This is a genomic window from Rhodanobacter sp. UC4443_H10, from assembly GCF_052978325.1.
The window spans coordinates 1,735,335-1,754,590 of the sequence record NZ_CM129668.1 but is presented as its reverse complement, the minus strand read 5'-3'; the positions used below and the strand labels follow the sequence as shown (position 1 = coordinate 1,754,590).

Here is a 19,256-nt window from a genome sequence, read left to right as displayed (position 1 = left end):
ATCATCATTCGAGCTCGCGGTGGAAGGTGAGCACGCCTTCGCGCTGGCTGCGGTAGTGCGCGGCGAGCTTCTCCACCAGGTAGACCGAGCGGTGGCGTCCGCCGGTGCAGCCGATGGAGACGGTCAGGTAGCTGCGGTCGTCCTGTTCGAAGCGCGGAATCCAGCGGTCGAGCCAGCTCGCGGTGTCGGCGAAGTACTCGCCCACCATGGGCTCGGCGTCGAGGTATTCGCGCACCGGCGCGTCCTTGCCCGACAACGGCCGCAGATGCGGTTGCCAGTGCGGGTTGGGCAGGCAGCGCGCATCGAACACGAAATCCGAATCCAGCGGCAGCCCGCGCTTGAACGCGAACGACTGGACCATCAGGGTCAGCCCCTCGGTGGCCTGTGCGTAACCGGTGGCGACCAGCCGCCGCAGCTGGTGCACGTTGAGTTCGCTGGAATCGATCACCTTCTCGGCGATCGCCATCAGCGGGCGCAGCAGGCGGCGCTCCTCGACGATCGCATCGGCGAGCGACACGCCGCGCAAGGCCAGCGGGTGGCGCCGGCGGGTTTCCGAGTAGCGCTTGATCAGCACCTCGTCGCGGCAGTCGAGGAAGATCAGGTGCGGCTCCACCCCGGAGGCGGCCAGCTCGGACAACACATGGGGCAGGTGGGCGAAGTCCTCGCCGCGATTGCGCACGTCCATGCCCACCGCGATGCGCCGGCGCCGGCTGCTGCGATCCTGCAGCACGGCCTGCACCAGGTGCGGCAGCAGGCTGCCGGGCAGGTTGTCGACGCAGTAGAACTCCAGATCCTCCAGCGCGCGCAGCGCCACCGTCTTGCCGCCGCCGGACAGGCCGGTGAGCACGATCAGGTGGATTCCCTCGCGGGCGTTGAAGGGGGTCAGCGGCGGCTCGTGCTCGTTCATGCGTTCACCACGGGGGCAGTCGGCGCAGCTGGTGCGCCTGGCGGTCGATGAAGGTCTGCGCCGGATCGATGCCCTTGCTCTTCAGCGCGTGGCTGCGCACCGCGGCTTCGACCAGCACCGCGATGTTGCGGCCGGACGCCACCGGGATGGTGATCATCGGCACCTGCACGTCGAGGATCGGGCGATGGCCGATGTCGCCGGTGAGGCGGGTGAGCGCATCGGCCTCCTCGCCGTCGCGCAGCGGCTTCAGGTGCACCACCAGGCGCAGGTACTTGGAAGTCTTCACCGACATGTGACCGAACATCTCGCGCACGTTGAGGACGCCCAGGCCGCGCACTTCGAGCAGGTCCTGCAGCAGCTCGGGGCAGGTGCCGTCGATCACGTCCGGCGCGATCAGGGTGAACTCGGTGGCGTCGTCGGCCACCAGCCGATGGCCGCGGCTGATCAGTTCCAGCGCCAGCTCGCTCTTGCCCGAGCCGGCCTCGCCGGTGATCAGCACGCCGATCGAGAACACTTCCAGAAAGACGCCGTGCAGCGTGGTCTTGGCCGCCAGCATGCGCGCCAGGTGATATTGCAGGTAGGTCAGCAACTCGTGGCCGCGCTTGGGGCTGATCCACAGCGGCATGTCGGTTTCCTCGGCGACCTCGCGCAGGTCGGCGGGAACGGATTGATCCTTGGTCACGATCAGGGCCACCGGCTGGTAGGCGGCGATCTTGTGCATCACTTCCCAGCGCTGGCGCGAGTCGAGCCCGTCGAGGTAGTTGAGCTCCTCCGAGCCGATGATCTGGATCTTGTTCGGGTAGATGATGTTGAGGTAGCCGATCAGCGACGGCCGCCGCGCCTGCGCCACGCCCGGCTCCAGCAGCCGCGATTCGCCGCGCATGCCCGACACCCAGCGCAGCGCCATGCGCTCGTGCACGCCGTCGTAGAGTTGTCGCGCGCTGATCCGATCCAAGCCTGCGGCCCTTGTGTCGCGTGATGGGCGACGTGGGCCGCCCGAACCGCCACCATTGTGCCAGCTTGCGGCTTGCACGGCGTGCAGAGGCAAGAACGGCCCGCCGGAGAACCGGCGGGCCGTGCTGCATGCGAATGGTCGAACCGACGCGGAGGGATCAGCCGTACTGGCGTTCCTCGCGCGCCTCGCGTTGATGCTTGTCGGCGACTTTCTCGCGGTACTTGCGCAACTGTGCGACCAGCTTGTCGAACAGCACGTCGATGGAGGCGTACATGTCCGCCTCGGTGGCTTCGGCGTGCAGGGTGCCGCCGACCACGCTCAGGGTGCCGTCGGCGCGCTGCTGGAGCTTGTCCAGCGAGAGCACGATCACGAGGCTTTTCAGCTTGTCGTCGAGGCGGGTGAGGCGGTCGAGCTTGGCGGTGGCGTGGTCGCGCAGCGCCGGGGTGACTTCAATCTGCTGGCCGCTGAGTTGGAATTGCATGGAGGCGCCTCCTCTGGTGGTGCAGTGCCGCGTTTCGCGGCGGGTGGACGTGCCGCGGTCGGCTCGACCTGGCACGTCTTTCAGTCATCTCGTCTACAAGACATGGGAACACTTTGGCGACAAGCAAGTTCCCCCGTTTCCTCCGCGCGTCGCGGCGGGTCAGCCGGCGCGCTGGCGTTCGCTGGATGTGGGTATGCGCAGCCCCTCCCGGTATTTGGCCACGGTGCGACGGGCGACCTGGATGCCCTTGGCCTGCAATTCTTCGGCGATGGCCTGGTCGGACAGCGGCTTGCGCGGATTCTCCGCCTCGATGAGCTTGCGCAGCATGGCCTGGATCGCAGTGGCCGAGGCGCTGCCACCATCCTCCGTGGAGACGCCGCTGGAAAAAAAATACTTCAGCTCGAAGGTGCCGCGCGGCGTGTGCAGGTACTTGCGCGTGGTGACCCGCGAGATGGTGGATTCGTGCATGCCCACCTCCTCGGCCACTTCGCGCAGCACCAGCGGATGCATCGCCTCCGGGCCGTAGTCGAGGAAGGCGCTTTGCCGGCGCACGATCGCCTCGGCCACCTTGAGCAGGGTTTCGGCGCGCGATTCCAGGCTCTTGATCAGCCAGCGCGCCTCCTGCAGCTGGCCGCGCATCCAGCTGGCATCCTCGCCGCGGGCCTTGGCGATCAGGCCGCAGTAGTGCTGGTTCAGGCCCAGCCGGGGCTGCGAATCGGGGTTGAGGCTGACCCGCCAGCGCATGCCGTCGCGGATCGCATAGGCGTCCGGCGCCACGTACTCGACCGGGGTGGCGTCCAGCGCCGCGCCGGGGCGCGGGTCCAGGCTGCGGATCAATACGGCGGCCTCGGCCACGTCGTCGGGCGTGGCGTGCAGGCGCCGCGCCAGTCGCACGATGTCGTTGCGCGCCAGCAATTCCAGCTCGCTGTCGACGATGCGCAGCGCCAGGCTGCGATGCGGGGTGTCGGGGTCGAATTGCTCCAGTTGCACGCGCAGGCAGTCGCGCAGGTCCAGGCTGCCGACGCCGGCCGGGTCGAAGCCCTGCAGCCGGCGACGCACCGCCTCCACTTCCTCCACGCTGGCGTCGAAGCCGGCTGGCAGCGCGGCGAGCACCGCTTCCATCCCCTCGGCCAGGTAGCCGGCGGGATTGAGCGCGTCGATCAGCACGGTGGCGATCAGGTGTTCGCGCGGGTTGAACGAGGCCAGGTTGAGCTGCCAGGTCAGGTGTTGCTGCAGGGTTTCCGGGGCGGCGTTCTGCGGCTCGAAATCCTCGTCGCCGCGCGAACCGCTGCCGTTGCCGGGACTGTTGCTGGAGAAGTCGATCGGCGACTCCGCCACGCCGCCGCCGTCGGCCCAGTCGATGGCGCCTTCATCGTTCTCGCTGTGGCTCTCGGGCGCCTTGTCGGCGAGCTGGAAATTGTTCTCGGCGTCGTCGAGACCTTCGGTTTCCTCGTCCTCGGCCTCCTCGGCAAACTCCAGCAACGGGTTGCTCTCGGCGATCTGCCGCAGTTCGGCTTCCAGCTCCAGCTGCGACAGCTGCAACAGGCGGATCGCCTGCTGCAGTTGCGGCGTCAGGGTCAGTTGCTGGTGGAGGCGAAACTGTAATGCGGGTTTCATGCCAGCCAGGTCGAAGGAACGTGCGGCCATCCTAGCGCGTGGCCGGAGACGCGGCCAGCGCGGCCCGTCACGCCCTCGCTCAGAGCCGGAATTCGCGGCCCAGATAGACCTCGCGGACCTTTTCGTCGGCCAGGATGTGCGCCGGCGTGCCGCGCGATAGCACCTCGCCCTCGTTCAGGATGTAGGCGCGGTCGCAGATGCCCAGGGTTTCGCGCACGTTGTGGTCGGTGATGAGCACGCCGATGCCGCGTTCCTTGAGGTGGCGCACGATGCGCTGGATCTCGCCCACGGAGATCGGGTCGACGCCGGCGAACGGTTCGTCCAGCAGCATGTAGCGCGGATTGGCCGCCAGCGCGCGGGCGATTTCCACGCGCCGCCGCTCGCCACCGGACAGGCTGATGCCTTTCTGGCCGGCGATGTGGGCGATCTTCAACTCGTCGAGCAGGCTTTCCAGCTCGCTGTCGCGCTGCTTCGAGGTCAACCCCTCGCGCAGTTCCAGCACCGCCATGATGTTGTCGGCCACGCTGAGCCGGCGGAACACCGACGCCTCCTGCGGCAGGTAGCCGATGCCAAGCTTGGCGCGTGCATGCATCGGCAGGCCGGTGATGTCGCGCTTGTCCAGGGTGATCGTGCCGGCATCGGCCTCGATCAGGCCGACCACCATGTAGAAGCAGGTGGTCTTGCCGGCGCCGTTGGGGCCGAGCAGGCCGACTACTTCGCCCTCGCGGATGGAGAACGCGAAATGGCGCACGACCTGGCGCGACTTGAAGCTTTTCTGCAGACCTTCGGCGGAGAGCATGGGGTCAGTGTTGCCCCTGCGGCGCCGGGCTGCTGGCCGCGGCGGCCGGCGCCGCGGCGGAAGACGCGGGGGCGGGAGGGATGGTGGCGGAGTGCGCGGTAGCAGGCTGCGGCTTGGGCAGGAAAATCATGTGCACCATGCCGTCGTTGCCGCTGCTGCCGGTCATCTCGCTGGTCTGCGTGTTGTAGGTGAGGGTGTCGCCATGGGCTTCGCCGCGACCTTGCTGGTGCACCGCGGCCTGGCCCTTGAGCGTGGCGATGCCCTTGATGTTGTCGTAGTCCAGCGTGCGCGCGTCGCCGGACATCAGGTTGCCGGCATCGTCCAGTTGCTGGATGTGGGCGTTGCCGGTGACCACGATGCGGCTCAGCTGCTGGTTGCCGTCGACGTAGATCTTGGCCAGGTCGCCGGTGATCCGCAGCGTACCCTGGCTCAGCTCGACGTGGCCGTTGAGCGTGGTGACGCTGTTGGGTGCATTGAAGCCGCTGAACGAATCGGCATGCACCACCCGCATCGGCTGGCTGCGGTCATCCTTCCTGGCCAGGGCGGGCTGCAGCAGCAGCGCCCCCAGCACGAGCAGGGCGAGCCGGAGCATTCCGTGGGTGCGGAAAGAGGATGCCGTGGACGTCATGGAGAAGTTCCAGGTGGTTGTCAGAGAGGTTGGCGCGCATGCCGACCCCGTTCATTCTACTGTCGCCCTGCGTGAGCTGGGCGGGTTGGGCCGTTTCCAGGCGGTTTTCGCGCGGCCACGCGGTGACTTCCGAGGTCTTCACGCCGGCATCGGGGCGGGCCACGCCGTGCGCGTCGGTGAAGGCATCCCGGTGCAGCTCGACCGGCCCCTGCAGCTTGAGCACGGTGCCCGGCTTGTTGACCCAGCCGTAGCGCGACTTGCCGCGCCACGGCGGCACGCCGGCCTGTTCGGCAGGAATCTGGAACGTGGGCGAGTCGAGATACAGCGACTCGTCGCCTTCGCGCCGGTCCACCCGCGGCGCCTGCAGGTACACGCTGGGCTTGCCGTCGACGCCGAACTCGGTGACGCGGGCATCGCTCAAGGTGTAGCTCGAACGCGGTGGGCCGACGAAGTCGCGCGCGCGCGGCGCCGGGCCCAGCCACCACAGCAGCAACTGGCTGGTGCCCGCGGCGAGGCCGACCAGCACGATGGCGGCCGGCAGGCGCCGGTCGCGCAGCCACTGGCGCAAGCTCACTGCCAGTGCTCCCGCTCGGCGTCGCCGTGGCCTTGCGCATGCAGGATCAGGTCGCACACCTCGCGCGCCGCGCCTTCGCCGCCGGGCGCACGCGTCTGCCAGTGCGCCGCCTCGGCGATCCACGGGTGTGCATTGGCCACCGCCACGGCCAGGCCCGCCACGCGCATCGGTGCGAGATCGGGCAGGTCGTCGCCGACGTAGGCCACCTGCGCGGGCTGCAATTGCAGCGCGTCGAGCAATTCGTTCAGGCAGGCACGCTTGTTGCCTTGGCCCTGGTAGACGTGGGCGATGTCCAGCTCCTCGGCGCGCAGCGCCACCGGATGACTGATCCGCGCGGTGATCAGCGCGACCTGCACACCGTAGGCCTGCAGCCGTTTCAGGCCCAGCCCGTCGTGCACGTGGAACACCTTGGTCTCGCGGCCGTCCTCGCCGTACCACAGGCGGCCATCGGTGAGCGTGCCGTCGACGTCGAACACGGCCAGGCGTACGCGGGCCGCGCGCTCAAGGATCGCTGCCGGAAGATTGGTGAGATAGACGGGATTGGGCACGATTGTGATTTCGGGTTTCAGAGCGAAAGCGCGAGCTTGCCTGATTTTCTGATTTGCCAAGGCTAATCAGACCACGCGCGCACGAAGCAGATCGTGAATGTTCAGCGCGCCGACGACGTGCTGTTCGTCGTCGACCACCAGCAGCGCGTGGATCTGGTGCTTCTCCATCAGCTGCGCGGCCTCGGCGGCCAGGCGCTCGGCGCCGATCGTCTTGGGGCCGCGGGTCATCAGGTCGGCGACACGGGCGCCGCGCAGGTCGACCTCCTCGTCGTCCAGCGCGCGGCGCAGGTCACCGTCGGTGAACACCCCCAGCAGGCGCTGCTCGGCATCCACCACGGCGGTCATGCCCAGTTGCTTGCGGGTCATTTCCATCAGCGCGGTGGTGAGCGAGGCATCGGGCGACACCCGCGGCACGTCGTCGCCGCTGTGCATCACGTCGCTGATGTGCAGCAGCAGGCGCCGGCCCAGCGCGCCGGCCGGGTGCGAGCGGGCGAAATCGTCGGCGGTGAAGCCGCGCGCTTCCAGCAGCGCGATCGCCAGCGCGTCGCCCAGCACCAGCGCCACCGTGGTGCTGGTGGTCGGCGCCAGCCCGAGCGGGCAGGCTTCGCTGGAGATGCTGCCATCCAGGTGTACCTCGGCCTCGCGCGCCAGCGAGGAGGTGGCGCGCCCGGTGATCGCGATCAGCGGGATGCCCTGGCGTTTGATGACCGGGAGGATGAACAGCAGTTCGTCGGTCTCGCCCGAGTAGGAGATCGCCAGCACCACGTCCTGCGGCAGGATCATGCCCAGGTCGCCGTGGCTGGCTTCGCCCGGGTGCACGAAGAACGCCGGGGTGCCGGTGGAAGCCAGGGTGGCGGCGATCTTGCGCGCCACGTGGCCGGATTTGCCCATGCCACTGACCACCACGCGGCCCTTGCAGGCCAGGATCAGGCTGCAGGCGGCGGCGAAGTCGTCGCCGATGCGCTGCTCCAGCGCGGCGATCGCGGTCGCCTCGGTGGCGATCACGGTACGGGCGCTGCGGATGATGGCGTCGGGGCTCGGTGCGTTCGACGCGGGTGGGGCGATGCGTGCGTTCATGTGAGCTCAAGTGGGGGAAGGGCGCCGACGTCGTTTCTGTGCCAGAAGAATTCCATTACCATGGCATATTCGCATTTTAACGTCTTTGCCTGCCCCATGGTGCCGCCACGCGCGCCACCCATGGCTTCGCCGGCACGACTCCGTATGGAACGCCCATGGACCCCAACCGCATACAGGCGATGATCGAAGCAGGCCTGCCCGGCGCCCGGGCCGAGGTCGACGGCGCCGACGGCGTGCATTTCGAAGCCACCGTCGTCGCCAGCCAGTTCGCCGGCAAGCTGCCGCTGGCGCGCCACCGACTGGTCTACGCCACCCTGGGCGAGCTGATGGGCGGCGCGATCCACGCGCTGGCACTGAAGACCTTGACGCCGGAGGAGGCCGGGAACAGGGAGTAGGGAATAGGGAATGGCAAGAGCCGCTCCCCATCCTGACTCGCGACAATCCCGGCTTTTCCATTCCCTATTCCCTATTCCCGATTCCCAGCTCAATGGCCAAAATCCTCATCAACGGCGGCGTGCCACTTCATGGCGAGGTCGGCATTTCCGGCGCCAAGAACGCCGTGCTGCCGATCCTCGCCGCCTGCCTGCTGGCCGACGAGCCGGTCAGCATCGGCAACGTGCCGCATCTGCACGACGTCACCACTTTCATCGAGCTGCTCGGCCAGATGGGCGTGCAACTGGTGCTGGACGACCGCATGAAGATGCACGTCGACCCGCGCACCACCAGCACCTGCGTGGCGCCGTACGACCTGGTGCGCACCATGCGCGCCTCGATCCTGGTGCTCGGCCCGCTGGTGGCGCGCTTCGGCCAGGCCGAGGTCTCGCTGCCCGGTGGCTGCGCGATCGGTTCGCGCCCGGTCGATCAGCACATCCGCGGGCTGCAGGCGCTGGGCGCCGACATCACGGTGGAGAACGGGTACATCAAGGCGAAGGCGTCGCGGCTGAAGGGCGCGCGCGTCACCATGGACATGGTCACCGTCACCGGCACCGAGAACATCATGATGGCCGCGACCCTGGCGCAGGGCACCACCATCATCGACAACGCCGCGCAGGAGCCCGAGGTGGTGGACCTGGCGCATTGCCTGATGGCGATGGGCGCGCAGATCGAGGGCGCCGGCAGTTCCACCATGGTGATTCACGGCGTGGAGCGCCTGCACGGCGCCGAGTACAGCGTGCTGCCCGACCGCATCGAGACCGGCACCTTCCTGGTCGGCGCGGCGATGACCGGCGGCAAGGTGCGCGCGCGCCACGCCCGCGCCAACACGCTGGACGCGGTGCTGGCCAAGCTGGAGGAAGCCGGCGCGCAGATTTCCACCGGTGACGACTGGATCGAGCTGGACATGGGCGGGCGCCGGCCGAAGGCGGTCAACATCAGCACCGCGCCGTACCCGGCGTTCCCGACCGACATGCAGGCGCAGTTCACCGCGCTCAACTGCGTGGCCGAAGGCACCGGCGTGGTCACCGAGACGGTGTTCGAGAACCGCTTCATGCACGCGCACGAACTGCAGCGCCTGGGCGCCGACATCCGACTGGAAGGCAACACCGCGATCGTGAAGGGCGTGGAGCACATGAGCGGCGCGCCGATCATGGCCACCGACCTGCGCGCCTCGGCCTGCCTGGTGCTGGCCGGCCTGGTCGCCAGCGGCGAAACCGTGGTCGACCGCGTCTACCACATCGACCGCGGCTACGAGAACATCGAGGAGAAGCTCGGCGTGCTCGGCGCGCGTATCCGGCGCCTGCCGAGCTGATCCGGCGTCCTAGGACCGCGTCCCCACCCGTAGGAGCCCGCTCGCGGGCGGTGCTTTTGGCGAATCTCCAATGCCGAGTCCCGGCACAAAAGCACCGCCTGCGAGCGGGCTCCTACGGGTCAGTCGGCCTTGTAGCTCACCAGCTCCATCGTGAGGTCGCCGCCATCGTGCTGCGACAGCTTGACCGGCAGCGGGTAGCGCTCGGGCGCATACCAGGCACTGAAGCCGCGGTCGGCATCGGTGCGGTCGACCCGCTGGGCCTGGAAGCTGCCGGCGGGAACCTGGATGTTTTCCTTGCCGACGACCCTGAACTGCTGGGTCTCCACCCGCTGGCGCACGGCGACTGCCAGCGCCACCTGCTGCTGGCCGTCCTGCAGGGCCACGCCCAGCGCCAGCGGCAAGGTGTTCCGCTCGACGATGCCCGGCTGCGCCGGATAGCTCTCGCTGCCCTTGCTGCTCTCGACGTGCACCTGGCGGGCGTTCCAGTCCACGCGCAGGTGGCGCGTCTTGTCCTTGATCCCGGTCCGCAGCTGATAGTCGTAGCTGATCGCCTCGGGCAGCTGGCCCTTCCAGCGGAAGCGTGAGGTCTCGTCCGTGCTGGCGCCGAGCAGCGCGGCGAGGCCGCCGGTGCCCTTGACCGCCTTGCGGTAGGTCCACTGACCGTTGCCGTCGTTCTGCAGGCTCACCGTGGCGGTGCCCATCGGGCTGCCGTCGCGCGACACCTGGTAGGTGGCAGTGAAGGCGCCCGGAGTGGTGGCCGCGGTGGCGGTGCCAAGCCAGAAGGAAAGGGCCAGCAGGGTGGCGAGCAGGGGTCGCATGGTCATGCCAGGAGTCTGCCCGCGCCGGCCTGAATGGTGCATCACTCCAGGCCGTGGTCGCCCAGCAGCAGCGGGGCCGACAGCGGCTGCCCGGCATGGTGCGCCGTGCCGTCGCGCCATTGCAGGCGACCGCTGGCGAGCAGGCCGAGCACGGCCGGCAGCAGGCGGTGTTCCAGCGGCAGCAGGCGCTCGGCCAGGCGCTGTTCGTCGTCGCCGGCCTCGATCGCCAGCCGTGCCTGGGCGATCACCGGGCCGCCATCGAGCTCGGCGGTGACGAAATGCACGCTGGCGCCATGTTCGGCGTCGCCGGCTTCCAGCGCGCGCCGATGGGTGTGCAGGCCGCGGTACTTCGGCAGCAGCGAAGGATGGATGTTGATCACGCGGCCGACCCACGGACGCAATGCCTCGGCGTCGATCACGCGCATGAAACCGGCCAGCACCAGCAGCTCGGCACCGCTGGCGGCAACGCGGCCGAACAGGTCCAGGTCGTAGGCGCGGCGATCGGGATAGGCTTTCGGCGACAGCGCCAGGGTGGGGATGCCGGCCGCCTCGGCCAGGCGCAGCGCGCCGGCGTCGGCCTTGTCGCTGGCCACGAGGGCGAATTCCACCGGCAGGGTGCCGGCGTCGCGCGCGGCAATCAGCGCGGCGAGATTGCTGCCGCGGCCGGAGGCGAGGACGGCGATGCGTGTTGGTGAGGTCATGGTTTTCGCCGTTCGCCCTGAGCGTGGGCCCGCAGGGTCGGAGTCGAAGGGTCCTTCGGCTTCCTCGCTTCCTGAAAGAGCAGCCATTTCCGGCTGCTTTCCGCGTGCGCTGCGCTCAGGGCGAACGGTATGTCGGCGCAGCGCGGGCGGGCACGATATGTCAGCCGATATGCACGCGCTCGTCGTCCTGTGCCTTCACCACCGCGCCGATCACCGAGCTGACCAGGCCGTGCTGCGCCAGCAGCGCGGACGCGTCGGCCACGGCGTCGGGCGGCAGGATCACGGTGAAGCCGATGCCGCAGTTGAACGTGCGCCACATTTCCTCGCGCGCGACCTTGCCTTCGCGCATCAGCCAGTCGAACACCGGCGGCAGCACGATGGCCGATGCGTCCAGCGCGAGGCCGAGGCCGTCGGGCACGACGCGGATGATGTTTTCCTTGAGGCCGCCGCCGGTGATGTGGGCGAGTCCGTGGACCACGCTTTCCTTCAACAACTCCAGCATCGGCTTCACGTAGATCGTGGTTGGCGCCATCAGCGCATCGGCCAGGGGCACGCCGCCGAGATCAAGCTCCCACGGGTAGCCGGCGCGCTCGAGAATCCTGCGCACCAGCGAATAGCCGTTCGAGTGCGGCCCGCTCGAGGCGACGCCCAGCACCACGTCGCCGGCCACGATCGACGCGCCGCTCAGCATGCGTGACTTTTCCACCGCGCCGACGGTGAAGCCGGCCAGGTCGTATTCGCCGGGCGGGTACATGTCGGGCATCTCGGCGGTTTCGCCGCCGATCAGCGCGCAACCGGCCAGCTCGCAGCCCCTGGCGATGCCGCCGACCACGGCCACGGTGGTGTCCACGTCCAGCTTGCCGGTGGCGAAGTAGTCGAGGAAGAACAGCGGCTCGGCGCCCTGCACCAGCACGTCGTTGACGCACATGCCGACCAGGTCGATGCCGATGGTGTCGTGCCGGCCCAGTTGCTGGGCGAGCTTGAGCTTGGTGCCGACGCCGTCGGTGCCGGACACCAGCACCGGCTCCCGGTAGCGGCCGGAGAGATCGAACAGGCCGCCGAAGCCGCCCAGCCCGCCCATCACCTCGGGGCGGAAGGTGCGCTTGACCAGCGGCTTGATGCGTTCGACCACGGCATTGCCGGCGTCGATATCGACGCCGGCGGCGCGGTAGGTGAGGGCGTCGGACATGGCGGAAACCGGCGTGGCAGAAACACGCAAGTTTAGCAGCATGCGCCACCGAAACCCGCGGCATCCGGTCGCCGCCGCACCGCATGGATGGACGCTTCGGGCGGGATTGGGCAGACTTCACCCGTGTTTTCTTCAGGAAGATCGCCGTGCCCATGCGCCTGCACCGTCTGTGGATCGTGTTCCTGCTGCTCGGGCTGGCGGCGCTGCCGCGCCTGCATGCGCAGGCGGCCGGCTCGCCGTATTCGGTCACCGTGCCGGTGACCGACACCAGCGACGAGCAGCGCGACCAGGCGTTCTCCACCGCGCTGGCGCAGGTGATGGCGCGGGTGGCCGGCGGGCAGGACTTGCGCGCCAACCCGGGCTACGCCGAGGCGCTGGGCAGCGCCAGTTCGCTGGTGCAGAAGTTCCAGTACCAGCGCGCCGCCACCGGCCTGGTGCTGGACGTGGATTTCGCGCCGGCCTCGGTGCGTCGGCTGATCGGCAAGCTCGGCGTGGCCAGCGCGGGGATCAAGCCGCCGGTGCTGCTGCTGGTGCAGCAGGCCGACGGCAGCGCCGTCGATCCGGCGCAACTGGCCAGCCTGGCCACCACTGCCGCGGCGCGCGGCACCACGGTGGTCTTCCCCGAGCCCGGCAGCGAGCCCGATCCGGCGCTGGTCGCGGCGGCCGACCCGGCCACGCTGGCGCGCATCAACCGGCAGTACCACACCGGCCTGGTCCTGCTCGGCAGCCTGCACGCCGGCACCGCGGACTGGACGCTGATTGCCGGCGGCCAGGCGCAGCGCTGGAGCAACCAGGGTACGGACGAGGATGCCGTGCTGGCCGATGCCGGCAACGGCCTGGTCGACCGGCTGGGCAAGCAGCTCAACGTGATCGGCGCGGCGACCAGCGAAGGCAAGCTGTGGATCAGCGGCGTGGATTCGGCCGATGAGTACGCCAGCCTGCTCGCCACGCTCGACAGCGATCCCTCGGTGCACCAGGTGACCACGATCGGTGCGCTGAACGACGGCGTCCTGCTGGGTGTCACCGCGTCGATGCCGATCAAGGCGCTGGCCACCAGCCTCGCCGCGGGCGGGCGCTTGCTGCTGCAGGGCGAACCGCACGAGGGTGCGGACGCCAACTTGCGCTGGCTGCGGTGAAGGCGGTGGATCGGGTGACCCGGGACAAGGACATCTCGCGGCGCTGGCAGCTGTTCGCGCTCGCCGCCGTCATCGTCTATCTGCTGTGGCTGCTGGCGCCGGTGCTGATGCCGTTCGCGATCGCCGCGATGCTGGCCTACCTGGGCGATCCGCTGGCCGACCGGCTGGAGCGGCTGGGGCTGAAGCGGATGTGGGCGGCCACGATCGTCTTCGTGGTGCTCCTGGTGGTGGTCGTCGGCGTGCTGCTGCTGCTGATCCCGATGATCGTCCACCAGGTCGAGAACCTGGTCAGCAACCTGCCGCGCTACGGCGACTGGGCGCAGAACGTGGCCTGGCCATGGCTGCAGGCGCGACTGCACCTGGACCCGCACACCTTCGACAGCGAGCGCCTGCTCGGCACCATCAAGGCGCACATCGGCTCGATCGGCGGCGTCGCCACCGCGGTGATCGGCAAGGTCTCGCGTTCGGGCGTCGGCATCGCCATGTGGCTGACCAACCTGGTGCTGATCCCGGTGGTGGCGTTCTATCTGCTGCGCGACTGGGATCGGCTGGTGGCCACCATCGACGGCATGCTGCCGCGCTCGGTGCAGCCGACCATCGCGCACCTGGCGCGCGAGTCCGATGCCATCCTCGGCGCCTTCGTGCGCGGCCAGCTGCTGGTGATGCTCGCGCTGGGCGTGTTCTACGGCACCGGGCTGGGGCTGGTGGGCCTGTCGGTCGGCCTGCTGATAGGCATGGTCGCCGGCCTGCTCAGTTTCGTGCCGTATCTCGGTTTCATCATCGGCTTCGTCGCCGCGATCATCGCTGCGCTGGTGCAGTTCGGCGACTGGGCCCACGTGCTGATGGTGTGCGGCGTGTTCATGCTGGGCCAGCTGCTGGAAGGCTACGTGCTGGTGCCCAAGCTGGTTGGCGACAAGATCGGCCTGCATCCGGTGGCGGTGATCTTCGCGGTGCTGGCCGGCGGTTACCTGTTCGGCTTCCTCGGCGTGCTGCTGGCCTTGCCCGCCGCGTCGGTGATCGTGGTGTTGCTGCGCTATCTGGTCGAGCGCTACCGGATGAGCGAGCTTTACAACGACGAGGGGCCCGCCGATCCGGTGATCGCCGAGGTCGAGGTGGCCGTGCGCGCCGATGGCGACGTCGCTGCCGGGGCGCAGGTGGCGCCCGCGCCGGGGGACCGGCCGGTCGAATGAACCCGCAACTGCCGCTCGCGTTGCGCTGGCCTCGACGCCAGCGCTTCGAGCATTTCCACGCCGGCGCCAACGCGGCCGCGCTGGCTGCGCTGCGCCGCTTCGCGGTGGAGCCCGGTGTGCCCTGGATCTACCTGCATGGCGTGGCCGGCAGCGGCCGCAGCCACCTCCTGCTGGCCACCTGCCAGGCCGCCACCGCGGCCGGCCGGCGCGCGCAATACCTGCCGCTGGCCACGATGGGTGATGCCGCGGCCGTCATGCGCGGCGTCGCCGGCAGCGAGCTGCTGGCGCTGGATGATCTCGGTTCCATCGCCGGCAAGCGCGATGCGGAACATGCGCTGTTCGACCTCTACAACCGCGCGAGAGCCGAAGGTCACGCGCTGCTGTTCGCCGCCGACGCCACGCCCGCGCAGATGGGCATCGAGCTGCCCGACCTGCGCTCGCGCCTCGGCGCCTGCACCCAGTTCGCGTTGAAGCCGCTGGACGACGACGAACGGCGCGCGGTGTTGAAGGCGCAGGCGTCCTCGCGCGGCATCGAGCTGGACGACAGCGTGCTTGACTGGCTGTTCGCCCGCTATGCGCGCGACCTCGGCGCCTTGCTCGACCTGCTCGACAAGCTGGACGCCGCCTCGCTGGCCGCGCAGCGGCGCGTCACCATCCCGTTCCTGCGCGATTTCCTGCGCGAGGGTGGGGCTGGCGCGTCCTGACCGGCGTCAGGCCTCGCCCGTCTCGGCGTCCAGCCGCGCCATCACCGCGTCGGTGACGCGGGCGCAGCGGCGACCCATGAAGGCGAATGCCTCGCCCACGGTGGTGGCGAGCTTGTCGTGCAACGCGGCGCGCAGCTGGCGGCGGGCGCGATGCAGGCGGGTTTTCACCGTCTCCGGCTTGATGCCGAGCTGGCTGGCGGTTTCCTCCACGCTGCATTCCTCGACCTCGCGCAGCATGTACACCACGCGGAAAGCCGGCGGCAGTTCGTCGATGGCGTGCTCGAGCAGGTGGCGGATCTGCGCGCGGGCGGCGGAGGCGGCGGGGTCCTCGCTGCCGAAGGCCGAGGGGAAGCGGATGATCTGGTGCGTGTCGTCGGGTGCGGCGTCCACCTGTTCCAGCCCGACCATGGTGTGGCGCTTGCGCAGGCGGCCACGGGCCTCGTTGAGCACGATCGTGGTCAGCCAGGTCGACAGGGTCGCCTCGCCACGGAACGAATCCAGCTTGTGATAGGCACGCATATACGATTCCTGCAGCACGTCTTCCGCTTCCGAGTCGTCGCCGATCACCGCGCGCGCGACGCGGAACAGGCGCTGGTTGCAGCGCTGCATGATGTGTCGGAACGCCGCGCGCTCGCCGTTGCGGACGCACGCCACCAGCGCGTGGTCATCCAGGGTGGCGTAGTCGACGGGTGCAATACGGGCTTGGTTGGGCATGGTTTCCTCCTTCTACACCCGATCCGATGCATTTGCATGCCGCGAGGTTCCCGCGGCCCGTGACCGATTGGCGGGAACCGGCGCGCCACGGTTGCATCAGATGGGCACGGGCGGCCGCTGCGTGCCGCCCATCAAACCCAAGGAATCACCCATCATGAACAAGCCGCTGTTTGCCCTCATCCTCGGCCTGGCGCTGGCCGCCGGTCCCGCCATGCAGGCCGATGCCGCCGCGCCGGCTCCCAATGACGCGCAGATCGCGCACATCGCCTACACCGCCGGCGCGATCGACGTCACCGCGGCGAAGCAGGCGCTGCAGAAGTCGCATGACCCCGCGGTGCGCGCCTTCGCCGAGGAAATGGCGCGCGACCACGCGGCGGTGAACGAGCAGGCGCTGGCGCTGGTGAAGAAGCTGGGCGTGACGCCCGAGGACAACGCGACCAGCCAGTCGCTGGCCAGCGCCGCCGCGGCCGAACAGGCCAAACTCGCCGCGTTGAGCGGCGATGCCTACGACAAGGCCTACGCTGCCAACGAAGTCGCCTTCCACCAGACCGTCAACGGTGCGTTGAGCGGCACGCTGATTCCGGCGGCACAGAACGCGGAGCTGAAGTCGCTGCTGGAAACCGGGCTGAAGCTGTTCCAGTCGCACCAGATGCATGCCGAGCATCTGGCGCAGAGCCTGAAGTAGGGAGCGCGCCATGCTTCGCATGATGCTTTGGCTCGGCATCGCGCTGGCGCTGGTGGGCGGCTTCGTGCCGGCCACCGCCGCCGGCGCGGCGACCGCCCCGCGCGTGCACGTGGTCGTGATCGACAAGATGGCCTTCGGCCCGATGCCTGCCGACGTGCGCGCCGGCGACATCATCGAATGGGCCAATCACGGCATCCTCGAACACAGCGCCACCGCCCGCGACGGCAGCTTCGACGTCGACCTCAAGCCGGGTGCCACGGCGCGCATGACGGCGAAGGCCGGCAGCTTCGTGGTGTTTTGCAAGTTCCACCCGACGATGCAGGCGAACCTGGTCGTGAAGTAGTCTGTCCATTGCCCGGTCGCCAGCGTGCGACCGGGCGAACCGCGCCAGCCGCCGATGGCCTTGTTGGCGCGCGCAGTTGTCGAGTCGTTCTTGTGCGAGCTGTTTCGCACGCGCATGATTCCTCGGAGCAACATCGGGAGTCGATGCCATGTCGTGGCTGTTCTCCGGCGTCGTGATCGCGGCGCTTCTTGGAAGCACGGTCGAGCCCTATTCGGCAACTCATCCGGCGGTTTACGCGGGCACCTATGTGGTGCGAATCTGCCATGGTTCCTGTGCAGGGTCGTCAGCTCGTGTGTTCCGTAGCGGGACGATGGTTCTCTTCGAGCAACCCCTGCTGGATCGGCAGGGCTACACGTTTCGCGATTCGCTTCGGCGTGATCCTGACAATGCCTGCTTCGTGCTTGAACGCGTTGGCGCACCAGCGGAGGGCGACTACGTTCCCGCGCAAGGCTTCTTTTCCTGGGGCATGCGCGAACACACCGTCGAACTGGAACTCGTGCGCTCCCCCGATGGTGGTTACGGAGTAAGTCTGCACCCTACGCCGACGGGGCTCGGCGGCACGAGCGCTATTTGGGGAGGTGCTGTCGGGGCCGTGGCACCCGATTCACCGCCCGTGCCGCCGGACATCATTTCGGCGACTCGCATCGGTGAACCTGATATCGCGAAGTGTCCGCCGCTTTCAGATGGGAACCGGTGAACTGCGTGGGCACAGTAGCGCGCGGCTACCTCAAGCCTTGAGCAGCGCCGGCGTCGCCTGTTGCCCGATGGCGTCGACCATCGCCTTGGCCACGTTGAGGTTGCCGGCGATGAGGTTGCCGCTTTCCGGGATGCCGTCGCGGCCGGCGAAGTCGCAGTAGCGGCCGCCGGCCTCGTGTACCAGCAGCACGCCCGCGGCCATGTCCCAGGGCTTCAGGCCGATCTCGAAATAGCCGTCGTAGCGACCGGCAGCGACATAGGCCAGATCCAGCGCGGCGGAGCCGGAGCGGCGGATGTCCTCGGCCTGGCCGAGGATGGCGCGGGTCATGTCCAGCTGCGGGCCGAGGTGCTCGCGCTGGCGGAACGGGAAGCCGGTGGCGATCATCGCGCCGCCCAGGTTCTCGCGTTTGCCCACGCGCATGCGGCGATCGTTGAGGTAGGCGCCGTCGCCCTTGCTGGCGGTGTACAGCTCGTCGCGCAGCGGGTCGAATACCACCGCGTGGATCGGCACGCCCTTTTCCAGCAGCGCGATCGACACGCAGAAGTGGGGGATGCCACGCAGGTAGTTGTGGGTGCCGTCCAGCGGGTCGATCACCCAGGTCAGCGGACCCTTGCCGGTCGCGCCGCTTTCCTCGGCGAGGATGGCGTGGTCGGGGTAGGCGCGGCGCAGTTCCTTGACGATTTCCGCCTCGGCCAGCTTGTCGACCTCGGAGACGAAATCCATCTGCTGCTTCTCGACCACGTGCAGGCCGTCGATGCGGTTCATGTAGCGCAGGATCACATTGCCTGCGGAACGCGCGGCGCGCGCCGCGATCGTGACGTGTGGTCTGGCCATGGGTATCGACTTTGGAAGAGAGCGGGGTTTGCGGCCGCCGATTCTAGCAGGCCGCCCGCCGCTGCGGGCGGAAAGCGGCCGGCGCCGGCACTTGTCCGTTATCCTTGCGTGTTCCGCCCGCCACGCCGATCCGCGCATGCCCGACACCGCCGACCTCGCTTCCCGCCTCCGCTTCGTGCTGGTGCGTACCTCGCACCCGGGCAACATCGGCAGCGCGGCACGGGCGATCCGCACGATGGGTTTCGCGCGGATGGGGCTGGTCAGCCCGGCACATTTCCCCGACCGCGAGGCGAACGCGCTGGCGGCCGGTGCCGATGACGTGCTCGAGCATGCCGGCGTGCACGGCGAGCTGGTCGACGCGCTGGCCGGCTGCAGTTTCGCGCTGGGCCTTTCCGCGCGCCGGCGCGGCATCACCCTGCCGGAACTCGGGCCGCGCGAAGCCGCGCGACAGGCGCTGGCTGCCGCGCGGCGCGGCGAACAGGTGGCGCTGCTGTTCGGCAACGAGCGCAGCGGGCTGGCGAACGAGGAGCTGGCGCACTGCCACGCGATGGTGCGGATTCCCAGCGTGGACGATTTCAGCTCGCTCAACCTGTCGCAGGCGGTGCAGGTGATGGCGTACGAATTGCGCATGGCGGCCCTGGGCGACGAAGTGCCCGCACCACCGCCGGAGCACGACGAGCCGCTCGCCGACGCCGCCCTGATGGAGCAGTTCTACCGCCATCTGGCGCAGACACTGGACGACATCGAGTTCCACAAGGGCCGCGAGCCGACCACGATCATGCTGCGCCTGCGCAAGCTGTTCCAGCGCGCCCAGCCGGACCAGCGCGAGTTGCGTGTGCTGCACGGCATCCTGGCCGATGCACAGCGCATGGCGGGACTGGCGAAGAGCGAGAAGTGAGGAATGAGGAGTGA

At 68.9% G+C, this 19,256-nt stretch carries 23 protein-coding genes; 9 read left to right on the top strand and 14 right to left on the bottom strand.

Annotated features, from left to right (window positions below; genetic code table 11):
• Positions 1-4: 4 nt before the first annotated feature.
• The 9 genes from rapZ to ACVCMB_RS08280 form a co-directional block, all read right to left on the bottom strand.
• On the bottom strand, positions 5-907 hold the full coding sequence (gene rapZ, locus ACVCMB_RS08320) for an RNase adapter RapZ (protein ID WP_447106626.1): 903 nt from the start codon (positions 905-907) through the stop codon (positions 5-7).
• A gap of 4 nt (positions 908-911) precedes the next feature.
• Complete coding sequence (hprK, locus tag ACVCMB_RS08315; protein WP_395120031.1) at positions 912-1,862, bottom strand: HPr(Ser) kinase/phosphatase; 951 nt, start codon at positions 1,860-1,862, stop codon at positions 912-914.
• Between the two features lie 157 nt (positions 1,863-2,019).
• Positions 2,020-2,343 (bottom strand): ribosome hibernation-promoting factor, HPF/YfiA family, encoded by a 324-nt coding sequence (gene hpf / locus ACVCMB_RS08310; RefSeq protein ID WP_395120030.1) that lies wholly within the window; start codon positions 2,341-2,343, stop codon positions 2,020-2,022.
• 159 nt (positions 2,344-2,502) lie between these two features.
• Positions 2,503-3,960, bottom strand: a complete 1,458-nt coding sequence (locus ACVCMB_RS08305; RefSeq protein ID WP_395121236.1) for an RNA polymerase factor sigma-54 — start codon at positions 3,958-3,960, stop codon at positions 2,503-2,505.
• 79 nt (positions 3,961-4,039) lie between these two features.
• A complete protein-coding gene (gene lptB, locus ACVCMB_RS08300; RefSeq protein ID WP_395120029.1) occupies positions 4,040-4,759 on the bottom strand; it encodes an LPS export ABC transporter ATP-binding protein in 720 nt (239 codons plus the stop codon).
• Between the two features lie 4 nt (positions 4,760-4,763).
• On the bottom strand, positions 4,764-5,351 hold the full coding sequence (gene lptA, locus ACVCMB_RS08295; protein ID WP_447098208.1) for a lipopolysaccharide transport periplasmic protein LptA: 588 nt from the start codon (positions 5,349-5,351) through the stop codon (positions 4,764-4,766).
• Positions 5,284-5,961 carry an LPS export ABC transporter periplasmic protein LptC gene (gene lptC / locus ACVCMB_RS08290; RefSeq protein WP_447099782.1) on the bottom strand — a complete coding sequence of 226 codons (678 nt, stop codon included), beginning with the start codon at positions 5,959-5,961 and terminating at the stop codon, positions 5,284-5,286. Before lptC ends, lptA begins: the two co-directional genes overlap by 68 nt.
• Positions 5,958-6,509 (bottom strand): KdsC family phosphatase, encoded by a 552-nt coding sequence (locus ACVCMB_RS08285; RefSeq protein WP_395120026.1) that lies wholly within the window; start codon positions 6,507-6,509, stop codon positions 5,958-5,960. Before ACVCMB_RS08285 ends, lptC begins: the two co-directional genes overlap by 4 nt.
• A gap of 66 nt (positions 6,510-6,575) precedes the next feature.
• Positions 6,576-7,586: a KpsF/GutQ family sugar-phosphate isomerase gene (locus ACVCMB_RS08280; protein ID WP_395120025.1), complete on the bottom strand. Its 1,011-nt coding sequence runs from the start codon at positions 7,584-7,586 to the stop codon at positions 6,576-6,578.
• Between the two features lie 155 nt (positions 7,587-7,741).
• Here ACVCMB_RS08280 and ACVCMB_RS08275 point away from each other — a divergent pair, with 155 nt between their 5' ends.
• Together ACVCMB_RS08275 and murA are read left to right on the top strand one after the other, a co-directional pair.
• The gene (locus ACVCMB_RS08275) at positions 7,742-7,981 is read left to right on the top strand and encodes a BolA family protein (RefSeq protein ID WP_395120024.1); all 240 of its coding nucleotides are present in this window, start codon (positions 7,742-7,744) and stop codon (positions 7,979-7,981) included.
• A 92-nt stretch (positions 7,982-8,073) separates the two neighbouring features.
• Positions 8,074-9,333 (top strand): UDP-N-acetylglucosamine 1-carboxyvinyltransferase, encoded by a 1,260-nt coding sequence (gene murA / locus ACVCMB_RS08270; protein ID WP_447098210.1) that lies wholly within the window; start codon positions 8,074-8,076, stop codon positions 9,331-9,333.
• A gap of 119 nt (positions 9,334-9,452) precedes the next feature.
• Here the strand turns inward: murA and ACVCMB_RS08265 are convergent, their stop codons facing one another.
• The 3 genes from ACVCMB_RS08265 to purM all read right to left on the bottom strand — a co-directional run bounded on the left by ACVCMB_RS08265 (position 9,453) and on the right by purM (position 12,041).
• Positions 9,453-10,157: a DUF3108 domain-containing protein gene (locus tag ACVCMB_RS08265; protein WP_447106625.1), complete on the bottom strand. Its 705-nt coding sequence runs from the start codon at positions 10,155-10,157 to the stop codon at positions 9,453-9,455.
• 35 nt (positions 10,158-10,192) lie between these two features.
• The gene (gene purN / locus ACVCMB_RS08260; RefSeq protein ID WP_395120021.1) at positions 10,193-10,852 is read right to left on the bottom strand and encodes a phosphoribosylglycinamide formyltransferase; all 660 of its coding nucleotides are present in this window, start codon (positions 10,850-10,852) and stop codon (positions 10,193-10,195) included.
• A gap of 160 nt (positions 10,853-11,012) precedes the next feature.
• On the bottom strand, positions 11,013-12,041 hold the full coding sequence (gene purM / locus ACVCMB_RS08255; protein WP_447106624.1) for a phosphoribosylformylglycinamidine cyclo-ligase: 1,029 nt from the start codon (positions 12,039-12,041) through the stop codon (positions 11,013-11,015).
• A gap of 152 nt (positions 12,042-12,193) precedes the next feature.
• Here purM and ACVCMB_RS08250 point away from each other — a divergent pair, with 152 nt between their 5' ends.
• Genes ACVCMB_RS08250 through hda form a run of 3 tightly spaced genes read left to right on the top strand, consistent with a single transcriptional unit; the run spans position 12,194 to position 15,071 of the window.
• Positions 12,194-13,177 (top strand): DUF2066 domain-containing protein, encoded by a 984-nt coding sequence (locus ACVCMB_RS08250; protein WP_395121233.1) that lies wholly within the window; start codon positions 12,194-12,196, stop codon positions 13,175-13,177.
• A gap of 14 nt (positions 13,178-13,191) precedes the next feature.
• Positions 13,192-14,367: an AI-2E family transporter gene (locus tag ACVCMB_RS08245; RefSeq protein ID WP_395120019.1), complete on the top strand. Its 1,176-nt coding sequence runs from the start codon at positions 13,192-13,194 to the stop codon at positions 14,365-14,367.
• The gene (gene hda, locus ACVCMB_RS08240) at positions 14,364-15,071 is read left to right on the top strand and encodes a DnaA regulatory inactivator Hda (protein WP_395120018.1); all 708 of its coding nucleotides are present in this window, start codon (positions 14,364-14,366) and stop codon (positions 15,069-15,071) included. Before ACVCMB_RS08245 ends, hda begins: the two co-directional genes overlap by 4 nt.
• A gap of 6 nt (positions 15,072-15,077) precedes the next feature.
• Here the strand turns inward: hda and ACVCMB_RS08235 are convergent, their stop codons facing one another.
• Complete coding sequence (locus ACVCMB_RS08235; protein WP_395120017.1) at positions 15,078-15,785, bottom strand: RNA polymerase sigma factor; 708 nt, start codon at positions 15,783-15,785, stop codon at positions 15,078-15,080.
• Between the two features lie 154 nt (positions 15,786-15,939).
• Between ACVCMB_RS08235 and ACVCMB_RS08230 the strand changes: the two genes are divergently transcribed.
• The 3 genes from ACVCMB_RS08230 to ACVCMB_RS08220 all read left to right on the top strand — a co-directional run bounded on the left by ACVCMB_RS08230 (position 15,940) and on the right by ACVCMB_RS08220 (position 17,510).
• Entirely contained in the window at positions 15,940-16,470 is a 531-nt protein-coding gene (locus ACVCMB_RS08230; protein ID WP_395120016.1) for a DUF4142 domain-containing protein, read from the top strand.
• 10 nt (positions 16,471-16,480) lie between these two features.
• Entirely contained in the window at positions 16,481-16,813 is a 333-nt protein-coding gene (locus tag ACVCMB_RS08225; protein ID WP_447106623.1) for a cupredoxin domain-containing protein, read from the top strand.
• A gap of 148 nt (positions 16,814-16,961) precedes the next feature.
• Positions 16,962-17,510 carry a hypothetical protein gene (locus ACVCMB_RS08220; RefSeq protein WP_447106622.1) on the top strand — a complete coding sequence of 183 codons (549 nt, stop codon included), beginning with the start codon at positions 16,962-16,964 and terminating at the stop codon, positions 17,508-17,510.
• A 30-nt stretch (positions 17,511-17,540) separates the two neighbouring features.
• On the opposite strand, the gene ACVCMB_RS08215 is transcribed toward ACVCMB_RS08220, so the two are convergent.
• Positions 17,541-18,344, bottom strand: a complete 804-nt coding sequence (locus ACVCMB_RS08215; protein WP_395120013.1) for an inositol monophosphatase family protein — start codon at positions 18,342-18,344, stop codon at positions 17,541-17,543.
• Between the two features lie 136 nt (positions 18,345-18,480).
• On the opposite strand from ACVCMB_RS08215, the gene ACVCMB_RS08210 reads away from it, so the two are divergent.
• A complete protein-coding gene (locus ACVCMB_RS08210) occupies positions 18,481-19,242 on the top strand; it encodes an RNA methyltransferase (protein WP_447106621.1) in 762 nt (253 codons plus the stop codon).
• Positions 19,243-19,256 lie beyond the last annotated feature (14 nt).